This window comes from Streptomyces sp. NPDC033131 (assembly GCF_055578365.1).
In genome coordinates this window covers 1-15225 of the sequence record NZ_JBVIPA010000086.1, presented here as the reverse complement: position 1 = coordinate 15225, position 15225 = coordinate 1, and the positions used below count along the sequence as shown (strand labels likewise).

13 protein-coding genes and 2 pseudogenes are annotated in these 15225 nt (G+C 69.3%); 10 read left to right on the top strand and 5 right to left on the bottom strand.

Going from position 1 to position 15225, the window contains the following annotated elements:
• The first annotated feature begins 135 nt into the window (after positions 1-135).
• On the top strand, positions 136-948 hold the full coding sequence (locus tag ACZ5XS_RS44910; RefSeq protein ID WP_468661493.1) for an alpha/beta fold hydrolase: 813 nt from the start codon (positions 136-138) through the stop codon (positions 946-948).
• A gap of 851 nt (positions 949-1799) precedes the next feature.
• Here ACZ5XS_RS44910 and dmpG read toward each other — a convergent pair.
• Genes dmpG through mhpD form a run of 3 tightly spaced genes read right to left on the bottom strand, consistent with a single transcriptional unit; the run spans position 1800 to position 4635 of the window.
• Positions 1800-2807 (bottom strand): 4-hydroxy-2-oxovalerate aldolase, encoded by a 1008-nt coding sequence (dmpG, locus tag ACZ5XS_RS44905; protein ID WP_468661491.1) that lies wholly within the window; start codon positions 2805-2807, stop codon positions 1800-1802.
• The gene (locus ACZ5XS_RS44900; protein ID WP_468661489.1) at positions 2804-3802 is read right to left on the bottom strand and encodes an acetaldehyde dehydrogenase (acetylating); all 999 of its coding nucleotides are present in this window, start codon (positions 3800-3802) and stop codon (positions 2804-2806) included. Before ACZ5XS_RS44900 ends, dmpG begins: the two co-directional genes overlap by 4 nt.
• Positions 3799-4635, bottom strand: coding sequence for a 2-keto-4-pentenoate hydratase (mhpD, locus tag ACZ5XS_RS44895; RefSeq protein ID WP_468661487.1), 837 nt, complete (start codon positions 4633-4635; stop codon positions 3799-3801). The genes ACZ5XS_RS44900 and mhpD overlap by 4 nt, the downstream gene beginning before the upstream one ends.
• A 102-nt stretch (positions 4636-4737) precedes the next feature.
• On the opposite strand from mhpD, the gene ACZ5XS_RS44890 reads away from it, so the two are divergent.
• From ACZ5XS_RS44890 to ACZ5XS_RS44875, 4 genes are all read left to right on the top strand, one after another.
• Positions 4738-5463: an IclR family transcriptional regulator gene (locus tag ACZ5XS_RS44890; protein ID WP_468661495.1), complete on the top strand. Its 726-nt coding sequence runs from the start codon at positions 4738-4740 to the stop codon at positions 5461-5463.
• Between the two features lie 162 nt (positions 5464-5625).
• A complete protein-coding gene (locus ACZ5XS_RS44885; RefSeq protein ID WP_468661485.1) occupies positions 5626-7407 on the top strand; it encodes an FAD-dependent oxidoreductase in 1782 nt (593 codons plus the stop codon).
• On the top strand, positions 7404-8285 hold the full coding sequence (locus ACZ5XS_RS44880; protein ID WP_468661483.1) for an alpha/beta fold hydrolase: 882 nt from the start codon (positions 7404-7406) through the stop codon (positions 8283-8285). Before ACZ5XS_RS44885 ends, ACZ5XS_RS44880 begins: the two co-directional genes overlap by 4 nt.
• A 13-nt stretch (positions 8286-8298) precedes the next feature.
• Entirely contained in the window at positions 8299-9243 is a 945-nt protein-coding gene (locus tag ACZ5XS_RS44875; protein WP_468661481.1) for a 3-carboxyethylcatechol 2,3-dioxygenase, read from the top strand.
• Positions 9244-9328: 85 nt separating this feature from the next.
• Here the strand turns inward: ACZ5XS_RS44875 and ACZ5XS_RS44870 are convergent, their stop codons facing one another.
• Positions 9329-10078: a GntR family transcriptional regulator gene (locus ACZ5XS_RS44870; RefSeq protein WP_468661479.1), complete on the bottom strand. Its 750-nt coding sequence runs from the start codon at positions 10076-10078 to the stop codon at positions 9329-9331.
• Between the two features lie 208 nt (positions 10079-10286).
• On the opposite strand from ACZ5XS_RS44870, the gene ACZ5XS_RS44865 reads away from it, so the two are divergent.
• The 4 genes from ACZ5XS_RS44865 to ACZ5XS_RS44850 all read left to right on the top strand — a co-directional run bounded on the left by ACZ5XS_RS44865 (position 10287) and on the right by ACZ5XS_RS44850 (position 13992).
• On the top strand, positions 10287-10898 hold the full coding sequence (locus tag ACZ5XS_RS44865) for a cysteine hydrolase family protein (RefSeq protein WP_468661477.1): 612 nt from the start codon (positions 10287-10289) through the stop codon (positions 10896-10898).
• 76 nt (positions 10899-10974) lie between these two features.
• Complete coding sequence (locus ACZ5XS_RS44860) at positions 10975-12081, top strand: alcohol dehydrogenase catalytic domain-containing protein (protein ID WP_468661475.1); 1107 nt, start codon at positions 10975-10977, stop codon at positions 12079-12081.
• A gap of 979 nt (positions 12082-13060) precedes the next feature.
• Positions 13061-13252 carry a hypothetical protein gene (locus tag ACZ5XS_RS44855; protein ID WP_468661473.1) on the top strand — a complete coding sequence of 64 codons (192 nt, stop codon included), beginning with the start codon at positions 13061-13063 and terminating at the stop codon, positions 13250-13252.
• Positions 13253-13359: 107 nt separating this feature from the next.
• On the top strand, positions 13360-13992 hold the full coding sequence (locus ACZ5XS_RS44850; protein WP_468661471.1) for a GntR family transcriptional regulator: 633 nt from the start codon (positions 13360-13362) through the stop codon (positions 13990-13992).
• A gap of 6 nt (positions 13993-13998) precedes the next feature.
• Here the strand turns inward: ACZ5XS_RS44850 and ACZ5XS_RS44845 are convergent.
• Positions 13999-14145: pseudogene (locus ACZ5XS_RS44845) on the bottom strand (IS5/IS1182 family transposase); the annotation flags it as partial.
• Positions 14146-14149: 4 nt separating this feature from the next.
• On the opposite strand from ACZ5XS_RS44845, the pseudogene ACZ5XS_RS44840 reads away from it, so the two are divergent.
• Positions 14150-14494: pseudogene (locus tag ACZ5XS_RS44840) on the top strand (transposase); the annotation flags it as partial.
• Between the last annotated feature and the right edge of the window lie 731 nt (positions 14495-15225).

Genomic DNA, 15225 nt, shown 5'->3' with positions numbered 1-15225 from the left:
CCCCCCCCCCCCCCCCCCCCCCCCCCCCCCCCCCCCCCCCCCCCCCCCCCCCCCCCCCCCCCCCCCCCCCCCCCCCCCCCCCCCCCCCCCCCCACGACCGCACGTACGAGATCACCAGGAGAGGAAAGAACACATATGCCGCAGCGCACGCAGGTGGAGCTGAACTTCGAAGAGCGGGGCGAGGGCACGCCGGTTCTCGCGGTGCACGGCTGGCAACCCGACCACCGTCTGATGCTCGGCTGCCTGGAACCTGTTTTCACCCGGCGTCCCGGATACCGGCGCCTTTACCCGGACCTGCCCGCCATGGGTAAATCCCCGGCACCAGCAGCGCAGATCGCGTCCTCGGACGACATGCTCGCGGCCGTAGAAGACTTCCTGGACGACCACATCGGGACCGAGCCCTTCCTGCTCCTGGGTGAGTCCTACGGCGGCTACCTCGCCCGCGCGCTGGCTCGCACCCGCCGCGATCAAGTCCTCGGCCTCGTCCTGATCTGCCCCTCCGCCAGACGCGTGGAGACCGCCGAGAGCCGCCCGGCCGAGCGGCTGGTCCTGCGCCCCGATCCCGGCCTGATCGCCTCCCTCGACGCGCACACCGCCGAGGTCTTCACCTCCATCGCCGTCGTCGAGACACCGGAGACCCTGCGACGGTTCCGCGAGGAGATCCTGACGGGCCTGGACATCGCCGACACCGCCGCCATGGAACGTATCCGCCGGCGCTGGCAGCTCACTCACGAACCCGAGGACGGTGAGCCCTTCACCCGCCCCACGCTGATCCTGGCCGGACGCCAGGATGACAGCGTCGGCTACCTCGACCAGTTCGACCTGCTGACGCACTATCCGCGAGCGACCTATGCGGTCCTCGACTCCGCCGGCCACAACCTTCAAATCGAGCAGCCGGCGGTGTTCGAGACGCTCGTCAGCGAATGGCTCGACCGAATCACCGCCTGAAGATCAGGGCTCTGTCGCGAACGCGTCAACGTTCCCCTGGAAAACCTCACGAGCGAGTGGCTCTCTCCCACCACACGCAGTGACGACCCGGCCCGTCCGGGACGGGCGACGGGCCCGGCGAGCGTCTCGAACAGAGCCCGCAAAGGCGCGGCCCCTCACCCTGCGCCTGGCCCGCGTCAGCGAAGAGACCGCGGGACACACCAGGGCCAGCGGGGTCAGGGCGGCGCATCGACATCGCCATGGCACCGCACCTCAGGCTGGACCACGGATTCGCCCAGTCCACGGCGGACCTGTTCGGTTCCCTGTCCGCGGTGCCCATGCTCCCCGTCGTCATCAACTGCGTGGACCGGCCGCTGGCCACGGCGGGCGCGCACGGCGGAGCTGGGCCGCGCGGTCGGCACCTTCCTGCGCACCCGCCTGCCGGCCGCCGAACGGGTCCTCGTCCTGGGCTCCGGCGGAATCTCCCATGCCCCGCACTCGCTGATTCCCGGTGCCCGGGACCTGACCGAGGGACAAAGGCAGAAGCTGATCACGGACAACCTGGCCCGTGCGGCCTAGGCGATCGACCCGGAATGGGCCGCCTTCCTGGCCGCACTCGCCGGCGACGACTGGCAGACGCCGACCGGGGTGACCGCCGCCGACTGGCCCCCGCCGGCACCGGCGGCGCGGAGGTGCGCACCTGGATCGCCGCGGCCGTCGCCGGAGGGGGACCCCGGCCACGGTGGTCTACCACCCCGTACGGGAGTGGATCACCGGCATGGAGATCGCCGCCGGCGGCCCTCTTCGAGGCGTGAACGGGCACGGGGTGTGGCGGATGCGATGTGCACCCGCCCAACCACCCCAGGAGCTGATCAGCCCTGGGACGCGAGATCGAGGGCGATGTCGGTGATCATGTCCTCCTGACCGCCGACCATCTTGCGGCGTCCGGCCTCGACCAGGATGCTGCGCGTGTCGAGGCCGTGGCGTTCGGCCGCGGTCTCGGCGTGGCGCAGGAAGCTGGAGTACACGCCTGCGTAGCCGAGGCTGAGGGTCTCGCGGTCGACTCGTACCTCGCGGTCCTGGAGCGGTCGTACGAGATCGTCGGCCGCGTCCATGAGGGGGAACAGGTCGCAGCCGTGCTCCCAGCCCATCAGGTCGGCGACCGCGATGAACGCCTCCAGCGGACAGTTGCCCGCGCCCGCGCCCTGGCCGGCGAGGGAGGCGTCGACGCGGGTGACGCCGTTCTCGACGGCGACGACCGTGTTGGCCACACCGAGGGCGAGGTTGTGGTGGGCGTGGATGCCGAGTTCGGTGTCCGGGTCGAGGACGTCGCGGTAGGCGCGGAGGCGGCCCCGCACGCCGTCCATCGTCAACCGGCCGCCGGAGTCTGTGACGTAGACGCAGTGGGCGCCATAGGACTCCATCAGCTTGGCCTGGCGGGCGAGTTCGGCCGGTTCGGCCATGTGGGACATCATCAGGAACCCGGCGACGTCCATGCCCAACTCCCGTGCGGCGGCGATGTGCTGGGCGGAGATGTCGGCCTCGGTGCAGTGCGTGGCGATGCGTACGGAGCGGATGCCGAGGGAGTGCGCCTGCTTGAGGTCGTGGATCGTGCCGATGCCGGGCAGGAGGAGTGTCGTGGGGATCGCCTGGCGTACGGCGACCACGACCGCCTCGATCCACTCCCAGTGGGTGTGGGCGCCGACGCCGTAGGTGACGCTGGAGCCGGACAGGCCGTCGCCGTGGGCGATCTCGATGGCGGCCACGCCGGCCGTGTCCAGGGCGGCGGCGATGGTACGGGCCTGGTCGACGGTGTAGCGGTGCCGGACGGCGTGCATGCCGTCCCGCAGGGTGACGTCCTGGACGTAGAGACGGGTCATCGGGAGGCCACCTCCGTGGCGATGGGGGTCCCCCCGCTCGAGCGAAGCCGAGAGTGGGGGAGGGCGGCCATGCGCTCCGCGGTGCGCAGCGCGGCCGAGGTCATGATGTCGAGGTTTCCGGCGTAGGCAGGGAGGTAGTGGGCAGCTCCCTCGACCTCCAGGAAGACCGAGACCTTGAGGGCCTCGCCCGTGCCCGGGGCGGTGAGGGTGTGCAGCGGGTCGTCCGTCGGTACGCGCTCGAACTGCACCTTCTGCTTGAGCCGGTAGCCGGGTACGTACGCCTGGACGCGGGCGACCATCTCCTCGACCGACGCGGTGACCGCCTCGGTGGCGCAGTCCGGAACCAGACAGTGCACGGTGTCCCGCATGATCAGCGGTGGTTCGGCCGGGTTGAGGATGATGATGGCCTTGCCGCGCGCGGCGCCGCCCACCTTTTCGATGGCCGCGGACGTGGTCTCGGTGAACTCGTCGATGTTGGCCCGGGTGCCCGGTCCGGCCGAGCGCGAGGCGATGGAAGCGACGATCTCGCCGTAGTGGACGGGCGCCACGGCGTTCACCGCGGCGACGACGGGGATGGTGGCCTGGCCGCCGCAGGTCACCATGTTGACGTTGGAGGCGTCCAGGTGGTCGTCGGCGTTGACCGGTGGGACGACGTACGGCCCCAGTGCGGCGGGGGTGAGGTCGACGACCGTCTTCCCGTGCTCACGCAGGACTTGATCGTGGCGTCGGTGGGCGCCCGCGGAGGTGGCGTCGAAGACGATGCTCACGTCCTGGAACTCGTCCATGGCGACCAGGCCGTCGATGCCCTCGTGCGTGGTGGCGACCTTGAGCCGGCGTGCACGGGCAAGACCGTCGGAAGCCGGATCGATGCCCACCATGGCGGCGATCTCCAGGCTCTCCGACAGCCTGAGCAGCTTGATCATGAGGTCGGTGCCGATGTTCCCCGAGCCGATGACGGCCACCTTGGTGCGGGGGGAAGGGGGCGCGGTGGTCACTGGTGCTCTTCCTTCCGGTCGGGAGCGGGGGGTGCGAAGCCGACGCGTACAGAGCCGAGTCCCGAGATGGTCGCTTCGAAGCGGCTCCCGGGAAGGGCGGCGGTCATGGGGCCGAGGGCGCCGGTCAGCACGACATCGCCGGCGCGCAGCGGGTCGCCCATCGCCGCCAGCGTCGACGCGAGCCACACGGCCGCGCTCAGAGGGCTGCCGAGGCAGTCGGCGCCGGTGCCCTGGGAGACCTCCTCGCCGTCGCGGGTGAGCGTCATGCGCGCCGCGCGAAGGTCGACCGAGGTCAGGGGCACCGGGGTGCCGCCGAGGACGAACAGGCCGGAGGAGGCGTTGTCGGCGACCGTGTCGACCAGACTGATGTTCCAGTTCGCGATCCGGCTGTCGACGATCTCCAGAGCCGGGAGGGCGAAGTCCACGGCGCGCAGCACGTCGGCGAGCGTCGTCTCGGCGTGCGGCAGGTCCGAGGCCAGGACGAGCGCGACCTCCGCCTCGATCTTGGGCTGGAGCAGCCGGCCGTGCGGCACGGTCCCACCGTCGGGTACCGCCATGTCGGACAGCAGGGCCCCGAAGTCGGGCTGGTCCACTCCCAGCTGCCGCTGAACGGCCGGTGAGGTCAGACCGATCTTGCGCCCGACGAGACGACGTCCCTGGGCGAGCCTGCGCTCGACGTTGACGCGCTGTACGGCATAGGCGGCGCCGAGGTCTCCGGCGGGCAGCTGGTCGCGTACCGGCGGACACGGTGTGCCGGACTGCTCCGCCTCCCAGAGAGCGTCGGCCGTTTTGTGCGTCTCCGGGGAAGGCGCGTCGGGGGAAGGGGACGGCATGGGCAACCTCCGGGGGTGCGGGTGGAAGTAATCCCTGGATAGACGACACACCGCCGATGCGGCAAAGTTTGTTCCATGTCACGGAACAGTGCGAACGGCACCATGCTGGAGAAGGCAGTCCTCATCCTGGAGTGCTTCAAGCCCAGCGGCGGACCGTTCCGGCTCACGGAACTGGCAGAGCGCGCGGGCCTCGCCAAGAGCACCACGTCCCGGCTGGTCGGCTCCCTGCTGCGTCTCGGCCTGCTGGAGCACAGTGACGAGGGATATCACCTCGGGGGAAAGCTCTTCGAGCTGGGATCGCTCGTACCGCGCCGCCGTGACCTGCGCGAGGCCGCTCTTCCGTTTCTGCAGGATCTGTTCGAGGCGACACACGCCACCGTGCATCTGGGAGTGCGCGAGGGTCACGAGGTCGTCTACGTCGAGCGGATCCACGGCCACGACTCCGTCGCCCTCCCCTCACGCATCGGCGGCAGCCTGCCCCTGAACTGCACCGCCGTGGGCAAGGCTCTGCTGGCCTTCTCGCCTGCCGAACTCACCGACGAGGTGCTCGCGGGCCCGCTGCCCCGGCTGACCCGCTACTCGGTGACCGATCCGGCCAGACTTCGTGTCGCACTTGAGCAGGCCCAGGTGTCGGGCCTCGCCTACGAGGAGCAGGAGGCTGCCGAAGGGGTCGGCTGTATCGCGGCGCCGGTGTTCGGGGCGGGCGGCAGGGCTGTCGCGGCGCTGTCGGTGGCGGTGCCCAGGGCGAGCTTCCACCCGGCGCGACTGGCCCCGGCGGTGCGCACCGCCGCGCTCGGCCTCTCCCGGACGCTGCGGAGCGGCGGTTGAGCACGGCGCCGGCAAGGGGGTTGTGTTCACCGGAAGCCCGCTCTAGCGTTACTGGCATGCTAGTACGCCAGATTTGATGACAGCTGGACCGGCGGGAAACCGACCCGCCGACGAACCCGCGGCCGCTGCGGGCATGGGCATCTCCATTCATCGAGGGACGAGATGATCGACAACGAAGTCTTTGATGCCGACGTTCTGGTCGTCGGCGCCGGCCCCATGGGGGCGACCACAGCTCTGGCACTCGCCACCTACGGCGTGCGTGTCGCGATGGTGTCGCGCTGGCCATGGGTGGCCAACACACCCCGCGCCCACATCACCAACCAGCGCGCGATGGAGGTGCTGCGGGACCTCGGGGTGGAGGAAGAGGTCCTGCGGGTGGCCACCCCCTGGGACCAGATGGGCGACATGCTCTTCGCCACCAGCCTCGCCGGGGACGAGATCGCCCGGCTGCGCGCCTGGGGTACCGGCGACGCGCGCATGGGCGACTACCTCAGCGGCAGTCCGTGTCCCCTGCTCGATGTCGTCCAGCCCCTGCTGGAACCGATACTGGTGCACAACGCCGCCGCCCGAGGAGCCGACCTCCGCTTCAACACGGAGTACCTCGGGCACGAGCAGGACGGCCAGGGCGTCACCTCACGGCTGCAGGACAGGGTCACCGGCCACGAGTACACGTTCAGGACGCGCTATCTGGTGGGCGCCGACGGCGCTCGCTCGCAGATCGCGGAGGAGATAGGGCTGCCCTTCGAGGGCCGCCTGGCCCGCGCCGGCACGGTCTACGTCCAGTTCGAAGCGGACCTCGACCGGTATGTGCGGCACCGGCCGAGCACGCTGCACTGGATCGCGTGCCCGGCGGGCGAGTTCGGTGAGATCGGCATGGCGGTCCTGCGGGCGGTCCGCCCCTGGGACCAGTGGATCGCCGGCTGGGGCTTCGACATGGCCCAGGGTGAGCCGGACCTCTCCCCGGAGGTGCTCATCGGCCGGGTCCGTACCCTGATCGGGGACCCGGACATCGAGCTGACGATCCGGAACGTCTCCACCTGGTACGTCAATCAGCAGCACGCGCTGGACTACGCGAAGGGGCGGGTCTTCTGCGGGGGCGACGCCGTCCACCGGCACCCGCCGAGCAGCGGCCTGGGGTCGAACACCTCCATCCAGGACGCGTTCAACCTCGCCTGGAAGCTCGCCTATGTCGTGCGGGGGCATGCGGCGCCGAGCCTGCTGGAGTCGTACTCGCCCGAGCGGGCCCCGGTCGGCGCGCAGGTCGTGGCCCGTGCCAACCAGTCCCGGCTGGACTACCGGCCGCTTCAGGACTGCTTCAAGGACCCCGGCGCGGAGGACCCCTTCACCGCCGGGATGCGCAGGCTGAAGGACCCCGGACCCGAGGGCGTACGTGTACGTGAGGCGCTCTACCAGGCGCTGGCGCTGAAGCAGACGGAGTTCAGCGCACAAGGAACAGAACTCAACCAGCGCTACGAGTCGTCCGCGGTGGCTCCCGAACCCGATGCCGAACCGGAGGAGTGGAAGCGGGACCCGGGCCTGTTCCTGCAGGCCACCACCCGTCCGGGTGCCAAGATCCCGCACGCCTGGCTGGTGGGACGGGACGGTAGGCGCCTGTCGACGCTGGACGTCACGGGCAAGGGCGAGTTCAGTCTCGTCACCGGCATCGCGGGACAGGCTTGGGCCCGGGCGGCGGCCGAGCTCGCAGCCCCGTATCTGCGCACCGTCGTCATCGGGGAGCCCGGCACCGCCGACCCGTACGGCGAGTGGCACGGCGTCCGCGAACTCACCGAAGCCGGCGCGCTGCTCGTGCGCCCCGACGGATACGTCGCCTGGCGCCACAGCGAGCCGGTCGATGACACCGCGGACGCCCGGAAGCTCCTGGAACAGGCCCTGCACACGGTGCTCGGCTGGGAGACGACCACGATGGAAGAAGTGAACCGATGACCCACGACACGTACACGAGCGTCTGGTCCGACCTCACACAGGTCGAGTTCAGCCAGGGTTTCCTGCAGGCGGGCCCCTACCGCACGCGCTACCTGCACGCGGGCGACGACTCCAAGCCCGTCCTGTTGATGCTGCACGGCATCACCGGGCACGCGGAGGCGTATGTGCGCAACCTGGCCGCCCACGCGGAGCACTTCTCGGTCTGGGCCATCGACTTCATCGGGCACGGCTACTCCGCCAAGCCCGATCACCCGCTGGAGATCAGGCACTACATCGAGCAGGTCAACGCCGTCCTCGACACCATCGGCGTAGAGAAGGCGTACTTCTCGGGAGAGTCGCTCGGCGGCTGGGTCACGGCGGCCTTCGCCGGCCGGCAGCCGGAACGGGTGGAGCGCGTCGTGCTCAACACGATGGGCGGCACCATGGCCAACCCCGCGGTGATGGAACGGCTGTACACGCTGTCGATGGAGGCGGCGAAGGATCCCTCCTGGGAGCGAGTACAGGCGCGTCTGGAGTGGCTGATGGCCGACCCGTCGATGGTCACCGACGACCTCATCCGGACCCGGCAGGCCATCTTCCAGCAGCCCGACTGGATCAAGGCGTGTGAAGCGAACATGGCGCTGCAGAACCTGGAGATCCGCAAGCGGAACATGCTCTCCGACGACGACCTGCGCGCGATCCAGGCCCCCGCCCTCGTGCTGTGGACCACGAAGGATCCCTCCGGTCCGGTCGACGAGGGCCGTCGCATCGCCGACCTGATTCCCCGTGGTCGCCTGGCGGTGATGGAGAACTGCGGCCACTGGCCCCAGTACGAGGACGCGGAGACGTTCAACCGCATTCACCTCGACTTCCTCCTCGACCGCGCCCAGGAAGACTGAGGGGGACCGGACCATGCCTCTCGCACTGCTCTGTATGTCGCACAGTCCGCTGCTGGAGTTCACGCATCCCCCTCAGGAAGTGGCGGAGGACGTGGAGTCCGCCTTCGCCGCGGCGCGAGGGTTCGTGAAGGACTTCGCCCCCGACCTCGTGGTGGTCTTCGGGCCGGACCACTACAACGGCTTCTTCTACGATCTGATGCCGCCGTACTGCATCGGCCTCCAGGCCCGGGGTATCGGTGACTTCGGCACGGCCGAGGGCCCGTTGAACGTCCCGCGGGACACCGCTCACGAACTGGCCCAGGCAGCCCTGGACAGCGGCGTCGACATCGCGGTCTCCCTCCGCATGGAGGTCGATCACGGGATCGTCCAGCCCCTGGAGATCCTGTTCGGGGCGGCCGACAGCGTCCCCGTGGTGCCCGTCTTCATCAACAGCGTCGCGCCGCCCTTCACTCCCGTGGAGCGCGTGCGTGCCCTGGGGCAGGCCCTGGGCTCCCGGCTGGCCCGGAGCGACCAGCGGGTACTCCTCGTCGGATCCGGCGGGCTGTCCCACGACCCGCCGGTGCCCAGGCTCGCCGGTGCGACGCCGGAAGCCGAACAGCGGCTCATCTCCAACCGCAACCCCACGGCGCAGATGAGAGCGGCCCGCCAGCAGCGGGTCATCGACGCGGCCGCGAGTTTCGCGGCCGGTGACACGGAGCTGCGGGACCTGAATCCTGAGTGGGACAACCGGTTCCTCAACCATCTGGCCGCCGCCGAGTTCGACGCGATCGACGCGTACAGCAACGACGGCATCGTCGCCCAGGGCGGCAACTCGGCCCAGGAGATCCGCTCGTGGATCGCCGCCTACGCGGCTCTGTCGGCCGCGGGCCCCTACCGGATGACGTACCGCTACTACCGTCCGATCAAGGAGTACATCGCCGGTTTCTCGGTGACGACGGCTCTCCCCGGCGCCGGGTGAACGAAACCGCGGGACGCAGGTTCCCGTCATCCTCGTGCGGTGACAGGAACCTGCCGGCGACGCTGTGCCAACGCGGCAGATTGTTTCAGAGCTGCTGGGGACGCATGACCGACAGCGTGCCCAGGATGTGCAGTTCCATCTCCCGGCGAGCGGTGCCGCCGTCGCGGTCCCACAACGCCTTCCGGATGGTCTCGTGGTCGTCATGACGAGCGTCGAGCGCGGCGTGCAGAGGGTGATCGGCACCGGAGGTGTTGATCAGGAAGTCGCTGAGATCCCACATACGGTGGCTTATCTCGCCGACCACAGCGGTACCCGCGAGCGCGTGGATGTGGGCGTGGTACTCGCGATTGAGGAGACGATATTGATGCGACCGCGCCACGGGATCGGTTTCGGAAGCAAGGTGTCCGATACGCGCCGAGACAGCGTCAAGTCCGCGTAGCCCGGCCTTCGTGCAACGCGTTGCCGCGAGGCCGGCGATGGTGCCTTCCATGCTGGCGAACAGGGCGAAGAAATCCTGCACTTCCTGCAGCTCGTAGCGGGCCACCTCGCAGCCGACCTGCGGAATGATCGTCACCAGTCCGTCCGCGGACAGCAGGCGCAACGCTTCCATCACCGGCTGCTTGCTCACACCCAGTTCGGCCCCCAGCTCGACTGCGGACAGCCGCTGCCCCGGGCCGTAGCCGCCCTCCAGCAGTCGTTCCTTTATCTGCTCGTAGGCCAGCGATCCGAGGCGCATCGGAGCGCGGCCACGGGCGCCGCGGGCAGGGGTCCGCGCTCCAGTGGTGGCCTCCGACCTGCGGTGACCGCTCTGGGGCTTGGTGTCTTCCCTTGCCATGCGGTGTCCCCCGTGCCTCTCGGTGCGTGTCTGCGACGTTTTCGTTCTAGAACGCTAGCATGCCAGTCCAACGGCAGGCCCGCCGTTTCGAATGTGTGCGGCGTGTGCTCTCAGGTCCCGCACGGCCGCCCGCCGCAAGCGATTTCGGCTCCGGCCCCGCCCCTTCCTCGAATCCCAGCTGCCGTCCACTCACCGACCGGAGGTCGCCATGACCGAGCTAGACCCTTCCCGCACCGCTGTGATCAACGTCCACTGGCAGCGGGACATCATGACGGCCGACGGGGCCTTCGGCCCGTTCTTCGCGGAGCCCGCCGAACGGCGCGGTGTCGTCGCCGTCACCGACAGGCTCAATCGCGCCGCCCGTGACGCCGGCGCCACGGTCGTCTACACCCGTGTGGCGTTCCGGCCTGGGCACGCCGACCTGTTCGTGAACTGCCCGCTCCTCGCCCTCGTCGCCGAGCACAAGGCACTCGAAGACGGCAGCGCAGGCGCCGCGATCATCAAGGAACTCACTCCCGAGCCCGGCGACCTCGTGGTCACCCATCCCCGTCTCACCGGATTCCACGGCACCGACCTCGACGTCCTGCTGCGCGGCAAGGGCATCGACACAGTGCTCTTCACCGGCGTTGCCACGAACATCTCCGTGGAAGGCACCGCACGAGAAGCCGTCAACTACGGCTACCGGACCGTGATCGTCTCCGACGCATGCTCCACGGCCTCCGACGAGGCCCACCAGGCGACGCTCGACTCCTTCGCCCTGCTGGGTGAGGTGAGCACCGCCGACGCCCTGGTGGCGGCCCTGTCGGCCCACCCGCAGTAGCCCCCCCGCCCGCCGCCCGGTCGTCCCACCGCACCCACCGCACCCACCGCACCCCAGCATCCAGGAGACATCACCCATGAACTCCATGCTCACCGCCCGGCTGCACGAGATCGGCGCCGCGATGCAGCTCGACCGGCTGCCCGTCCCCGAGCCACGGCCCACCGACGTACTCGTCGAGGTCAAGGCGTGCAATGTCGTACCGAACCTGGGCAACGTACTCACCACGTACGCCGAGTGGTTCCCCTACCTGCCCCTGCCGAAGCTCCCGGCGGTCTTCGGGCTCGATTCCGCAGGCGTCGTCGCGGAGGTCGGCAGCCTGGTCACCGACGTCAAAGTAGGCGACCGCGTCTACGTCAACCCCGGACTGTCCTGCGGAGCCTGCCGGGCATGTCGTCGCGGAGAGGACCCCAACTGCGACAGCTACACCTTCATGGGCTACTTCTCCTTCGGCGCCGACGGCCAGGACCGGTTCGACGCCTACCCCTACGGCGGGCTGTCCGAATTCCTCACCGCGCCTCAGCGCAACCTCGTCAAGCTGCCCGACAGCGTCACCTTCGAGCAGGGAGCTCGCTTCGGCTACCTGGGAACCGCCTTCTCGGCACTGCGCAAGGCCGGCGCCGGGCCGGGCCGCACCGTGCTCATCGACGGAATCTCCGGAACCCTGGGGCTGGGAGCCTGTCTCATCGCTCTCGGCCTCGGCGTCAGCCGCATTTTGGGCACCGGGCGCAACGCCGCCCTGCTGCAGGATGTGAAGGCCCTGGCACCTGACCGGATCGACGTGCATGCTGCCGGCACCGGATCGCTGAACGACTGGGTACGTGAGCGCACGGACGGCGAGGGAGCAGACATCCTGATCGACAGCCTCGGTCCCGGCAGCCCCGAGGAGTCCTTCGTCGAGGCGCTCTCCTCCCTGGGCCGTGGCGGGGTCGCGGTGAACATCGGAGGCATGATGGGGCGGCCGGCACTCGACCTGTTCGCATTGATGTGCTCGCAGATCAGCGTCATCGGCAGCCTCTGGTTCTCCACCGGGGAGGCCCAGGACATGGCCGACATGGCCGGCAGTGGAGTGCTCGACCTCTCCGTCTTCGAGCACCACACCTTCCCGCTCGAGAAAATCAACAGTGCCCTCGCCGATATGCCGTCCCGGCACGGCGGATTCACGAACTTCATCTGCACGCCCTGAGGACGGTCGCTTCGGCCGTGACGGTCGGTTGACTCGAGAGCTTCCGCTCCACGAGCAGGCCCCGGGGCCGCACCATCGCGGCGAGGGCATGGTGTCCGGCCTGCTCGACGAGCACGACCCGGTCGATCCCCCACCCGGACACACTGCCACTGCCCATTGCGCCGCCAAGGTCGCGGCGCGACGGTCTACGAGGGCGGCCATGGGCTTCGTACCGGGCTGCCTGCATAGCCTCGCTGACCGGATGAGGCTCGGCCACGAGCCAGGTGGATTCTCCGCCGGAGGCCAGCAGCTCGCGGGGCGTCGAGGCGGCCACCGGCACTATCACAGCGACAGAAGTGTCGGTGATCCACTCAATGATCGGCTCTCGGGGCGCCAGGAATCCGGGAAGCTCCATGACGAGCAGACCCCGGAGCCACGCTGAGGTGGGCCGTCGGCCTGTGCGACCAGCCACTCCGGCAACCGGCCTGTCGCCCGCTCACGAACACGCGCCCGGGCCCGTAACAGGGGCCACAGCGACCCGCTGGTGCTCTGCGCAGCCGCTCTTGGCCCCAGTGTCCGCCCGAGGGCCAGCAAGGCGAATACTAGCATTCCAGTAAAGGGCGCGGTGCGGCGAGTCACCGCTGCCTTGGCCCCTGCCATCGCCGACGGAGGTGCCGCCGTGGACTCGGGCCGATGGAACACCGTGGTTGTCCCAAGCTGTCCGCTGCTCTTCGCCGGAGCCGTGGTCGCGGCATCTTGGGCCAAGGAGAACGGCTTCACCGCAGTGGGCGCGATGGCTTTCGGATGCGGGTCAGTCATCGCGAGGCAGGCATTCCTGCGACGGCCGTATAGCTGATCACGGCTGCGTTGCTGCCTGTGTCCGCCCCTGCCAGCGGGGAGCGCTGTCGGATGCCGACGCTCTCGCCCTCCAGACTCCCTGGGCATCCTCACGGCGCGGCATGGGAGTCGTGGTCAAGCGTGTTCGCCGAGGAATTCCAGGGTGAGCTTTTTGAAGACGGCCGTCCTGTTTCCGCCATGGCCGGCGAGCCGCGGCGTGGATGACCTCGAAGCGGCGTTGCGTGCCGCCTCCAGGCAGGCACTCGCGCCGCCGCAAAGCATTCTGGCTTCAACGCAAACAGAAAGTGACGCCGACCACATCGCGGGGCGATACGTTGGGGCCGTGGTTTTCTGAAGCGTGAGCAATCGTCGACGGCACCACTGGGGGAACCGCACATGATCAGGCATGCGGCCACAGGAGAGATGGGAGCGCGAGGCTCGCGGCGGCTGGGAGTAGGCAGCTTGAGCTCCCAGGTTCACGCGGCGATCAAGGAGCGGCTGCTGGAGGGGGCGTACAAACCAGGTCAACGACTTTCCGCGGCCGAACTGGGCACCGAGTTCGGTGTGAGCAAGCAACCCACCATGGAAGCCCTCCGCCTGCTGTCCGCCGACGGACTCGTAACCATCGTGCCGCAGGTCGGCTGCGAGGTGGCGACCTACGAACCGCAAGAGGTCGAGGATTTCTTCGCGCTGTTCGCCAGTATGGAAGGCACCATTTCCGGTCTGGCCGCGAGCCGCCGCACGGAGGCCGGCCTAAGGCAACTGGACGCGATCTCCGGACGCATCGGTGACCTGACGGCCGAGACCGACCCGGCCGCGCGCTCGCACGGGTACCGCGTCCTCAACCGTGATTTCCACGCCCAGATCCATGCTCTGGCGCACTCGGCTGTCGTCGCCGAGGTCAGCCATCGCATGTGGGACCTCAGCGACTTCCTCATTAACACTTCCGGTGCCGTCTTCCCTCTGCACGCCGCACTGGAGGATCGCCACCATGATCACGAAGTCATTCGGCAGGCGCTGCGGGACCAGGATACGGAGGCAGCTCGACAAGAAATGGAGCGCCATATCCTCGGAACCTTGACGATCATGCACTGAGGTCTTTCAGCGTTGCCGCTCCAGGGTGAGGACGGCAGCGGCGATTGAGGTCCTTCGATTCGGTCTGCACCGGGACCTGCGGAAAATCCGCCATGACTTCAGCCGTGCGATGCCACGCTCGACCGGTGCCCGGGCTGCGGAGAGCGCGCGGTTTCCCGGCCGCAGCCGGGGACGGCTCTCGGTCGCCGGGCTGCTGTGCTACCGGCCCGGCCTGCCCGCCCGCCTGTGCTACCGGCTGTGTCGGCACACCGGGCGCAAGGGCGGGCGCCGCTCGCTCGGCGAGGGCGACTACGTCCGCCTGCTCGAGGGCGCCCACCAGTTACTGAAGGCCCCGCTGATCGTGGTGTGGGATCGGCTGAGCACCCACATCTCCAAGGCACTCGTGGCCGGCCGGGAATGGCTGACGGTGGTCCTGCTGCCCGGCTACGTGCCCGAACTCAACCCAGTGGAAGGCCTGCGGGCGCACATCAAGCGGAGTCTGGCCAACCTGGCTGCCCGAACTTTCAGAGGTCGTTTTCTCCCGTTGTTTCATCTCGGTATGCGGATTTGATCCGGTGATGTCGGGTCGCGCCAAGAGACAGTGTTCTCTACTACAGCAACGGCCAAAACTCGCGCGGCCGCAGCATCCCGCGGCCGGGGACTGCGGGGCGAAAGCAACCGCCCCGGGCACGCCCGCCGAAGAGATCCTCCTGCAACCTCGATCCGTGCGGCGTCCACGACCGGGTCCTTGCGCTGCCAGCACACGGTATGACCTGAGCATCGGCGTTCAGCGTCACGGCGGGTGGGGCCGGGCCGTGATGGTCATCTGCTCAGCGGTGCTGGTCGCGGCTGCTGTGGTGCTCGCCGTTGCGGACCGGCTCGCTTGAGACGGGTGGCCTGGCCAAGACGGACGGCCCGACGGCGGCGGCAGCCGGGTCAGGTGCGGGGGTGTGCCTGCGTGACCAGCTGGCCCAGGCGATCGCCTCGCTCCGCTCACACCAGGGACCAGTCAGAGGGGGGCCGGCTGCTCCCGCGCGGGGTGAATCGGATGAGCTGGGGGGCCGACTGGCGCCGACGGGGGAGGCGGCGCCAGGCGACGATCAGGGGGAGGCCGTGGTGGTCGCCTCCGCAGCAGGCGCGGTGATCCGACGGAGCTCCGCGGTCCAGCCGTTCGTACAGTGCCCGCAGCGTACGGGCCCGGTCCCTGACCCGCTGTCAGTGACTCAGGCTGCTGGCAGCTTCGCGGCGCCAATT

Bases quoted from the DNA above. Each gene is read 5' to 3' on its own strand.
- ACZ5XS_RS44910 (WP_468661493.1), top strand. From the start codon at position 136: ATGCCGCAGCGCACGCAGGTGGAGCTGAACTTCGAAGAGCGGGGCGAG.
- dmpG (WP_468661491.1), bottom strand. From the start codon at position 2,807: ATGACCCGTCTCTACGTCCAGGACGTCACCCTGCGGGACGGCATGCAC.
- mhpD (WP_468661487.1), bottom strand. From the start codon at position 4,635: ATGCCGTCCCCTTCCCCCGACGCGCCTTCCCCGGAGACGCACAAAACG.
- ACZ5XS_RS44890 (WP_468661495.1), top strand. From the start codon at position 4,738: ATGCTGGAGAAGGCAGTCCTCATCCTGGAGTGCTTCAAGCCCAGCGGC.
- ACZ5XS_RS44885 (WP_468661485.1), top strand. From the start codon at position 5,626: ATGATCGACAACGAAGTCTTTGATGCCGACGTTCTGGTCGTCGGCGCC.
- ACZ5XS_RS44880 (WP_468661483.1), top strand. From the start codon at position 7,404: ATGACCCACGACACGTACACGAGCGTCTGGTCCGACCTCACACAGGTC.
- ACZ5XS_RS44875 (WP_468661481.1), top strand. From the start codon at position 8,299: ATGCCTCTCGCACTGCTCTGTATGTCGCACAGTCCGCTGCTGGAGTTC.
- ACZ5XS_RS44870 (WP_468661479.1), bottom strand. From the start codon at position 10,078: ATGGCAAGGGAAGACACCAAGCCCCAGAGCGGTCACCGCAGGTCGGAG.
- ACZ5XS_RS44865 (WP_468661477.1), top strand. From the start codon at position 10,287: ATGACCGAGCTAGACCCTTCCCGCACCGCTGTGATCAACGTCCACTGG.
- ACZ5XS_RS44860 (WP_468661475.1), top strand. From the start codon at position 10,975: ATGAACTCCATGCTCACCGCCCGGCTGCACGAGATCGGCGCCGCGATG.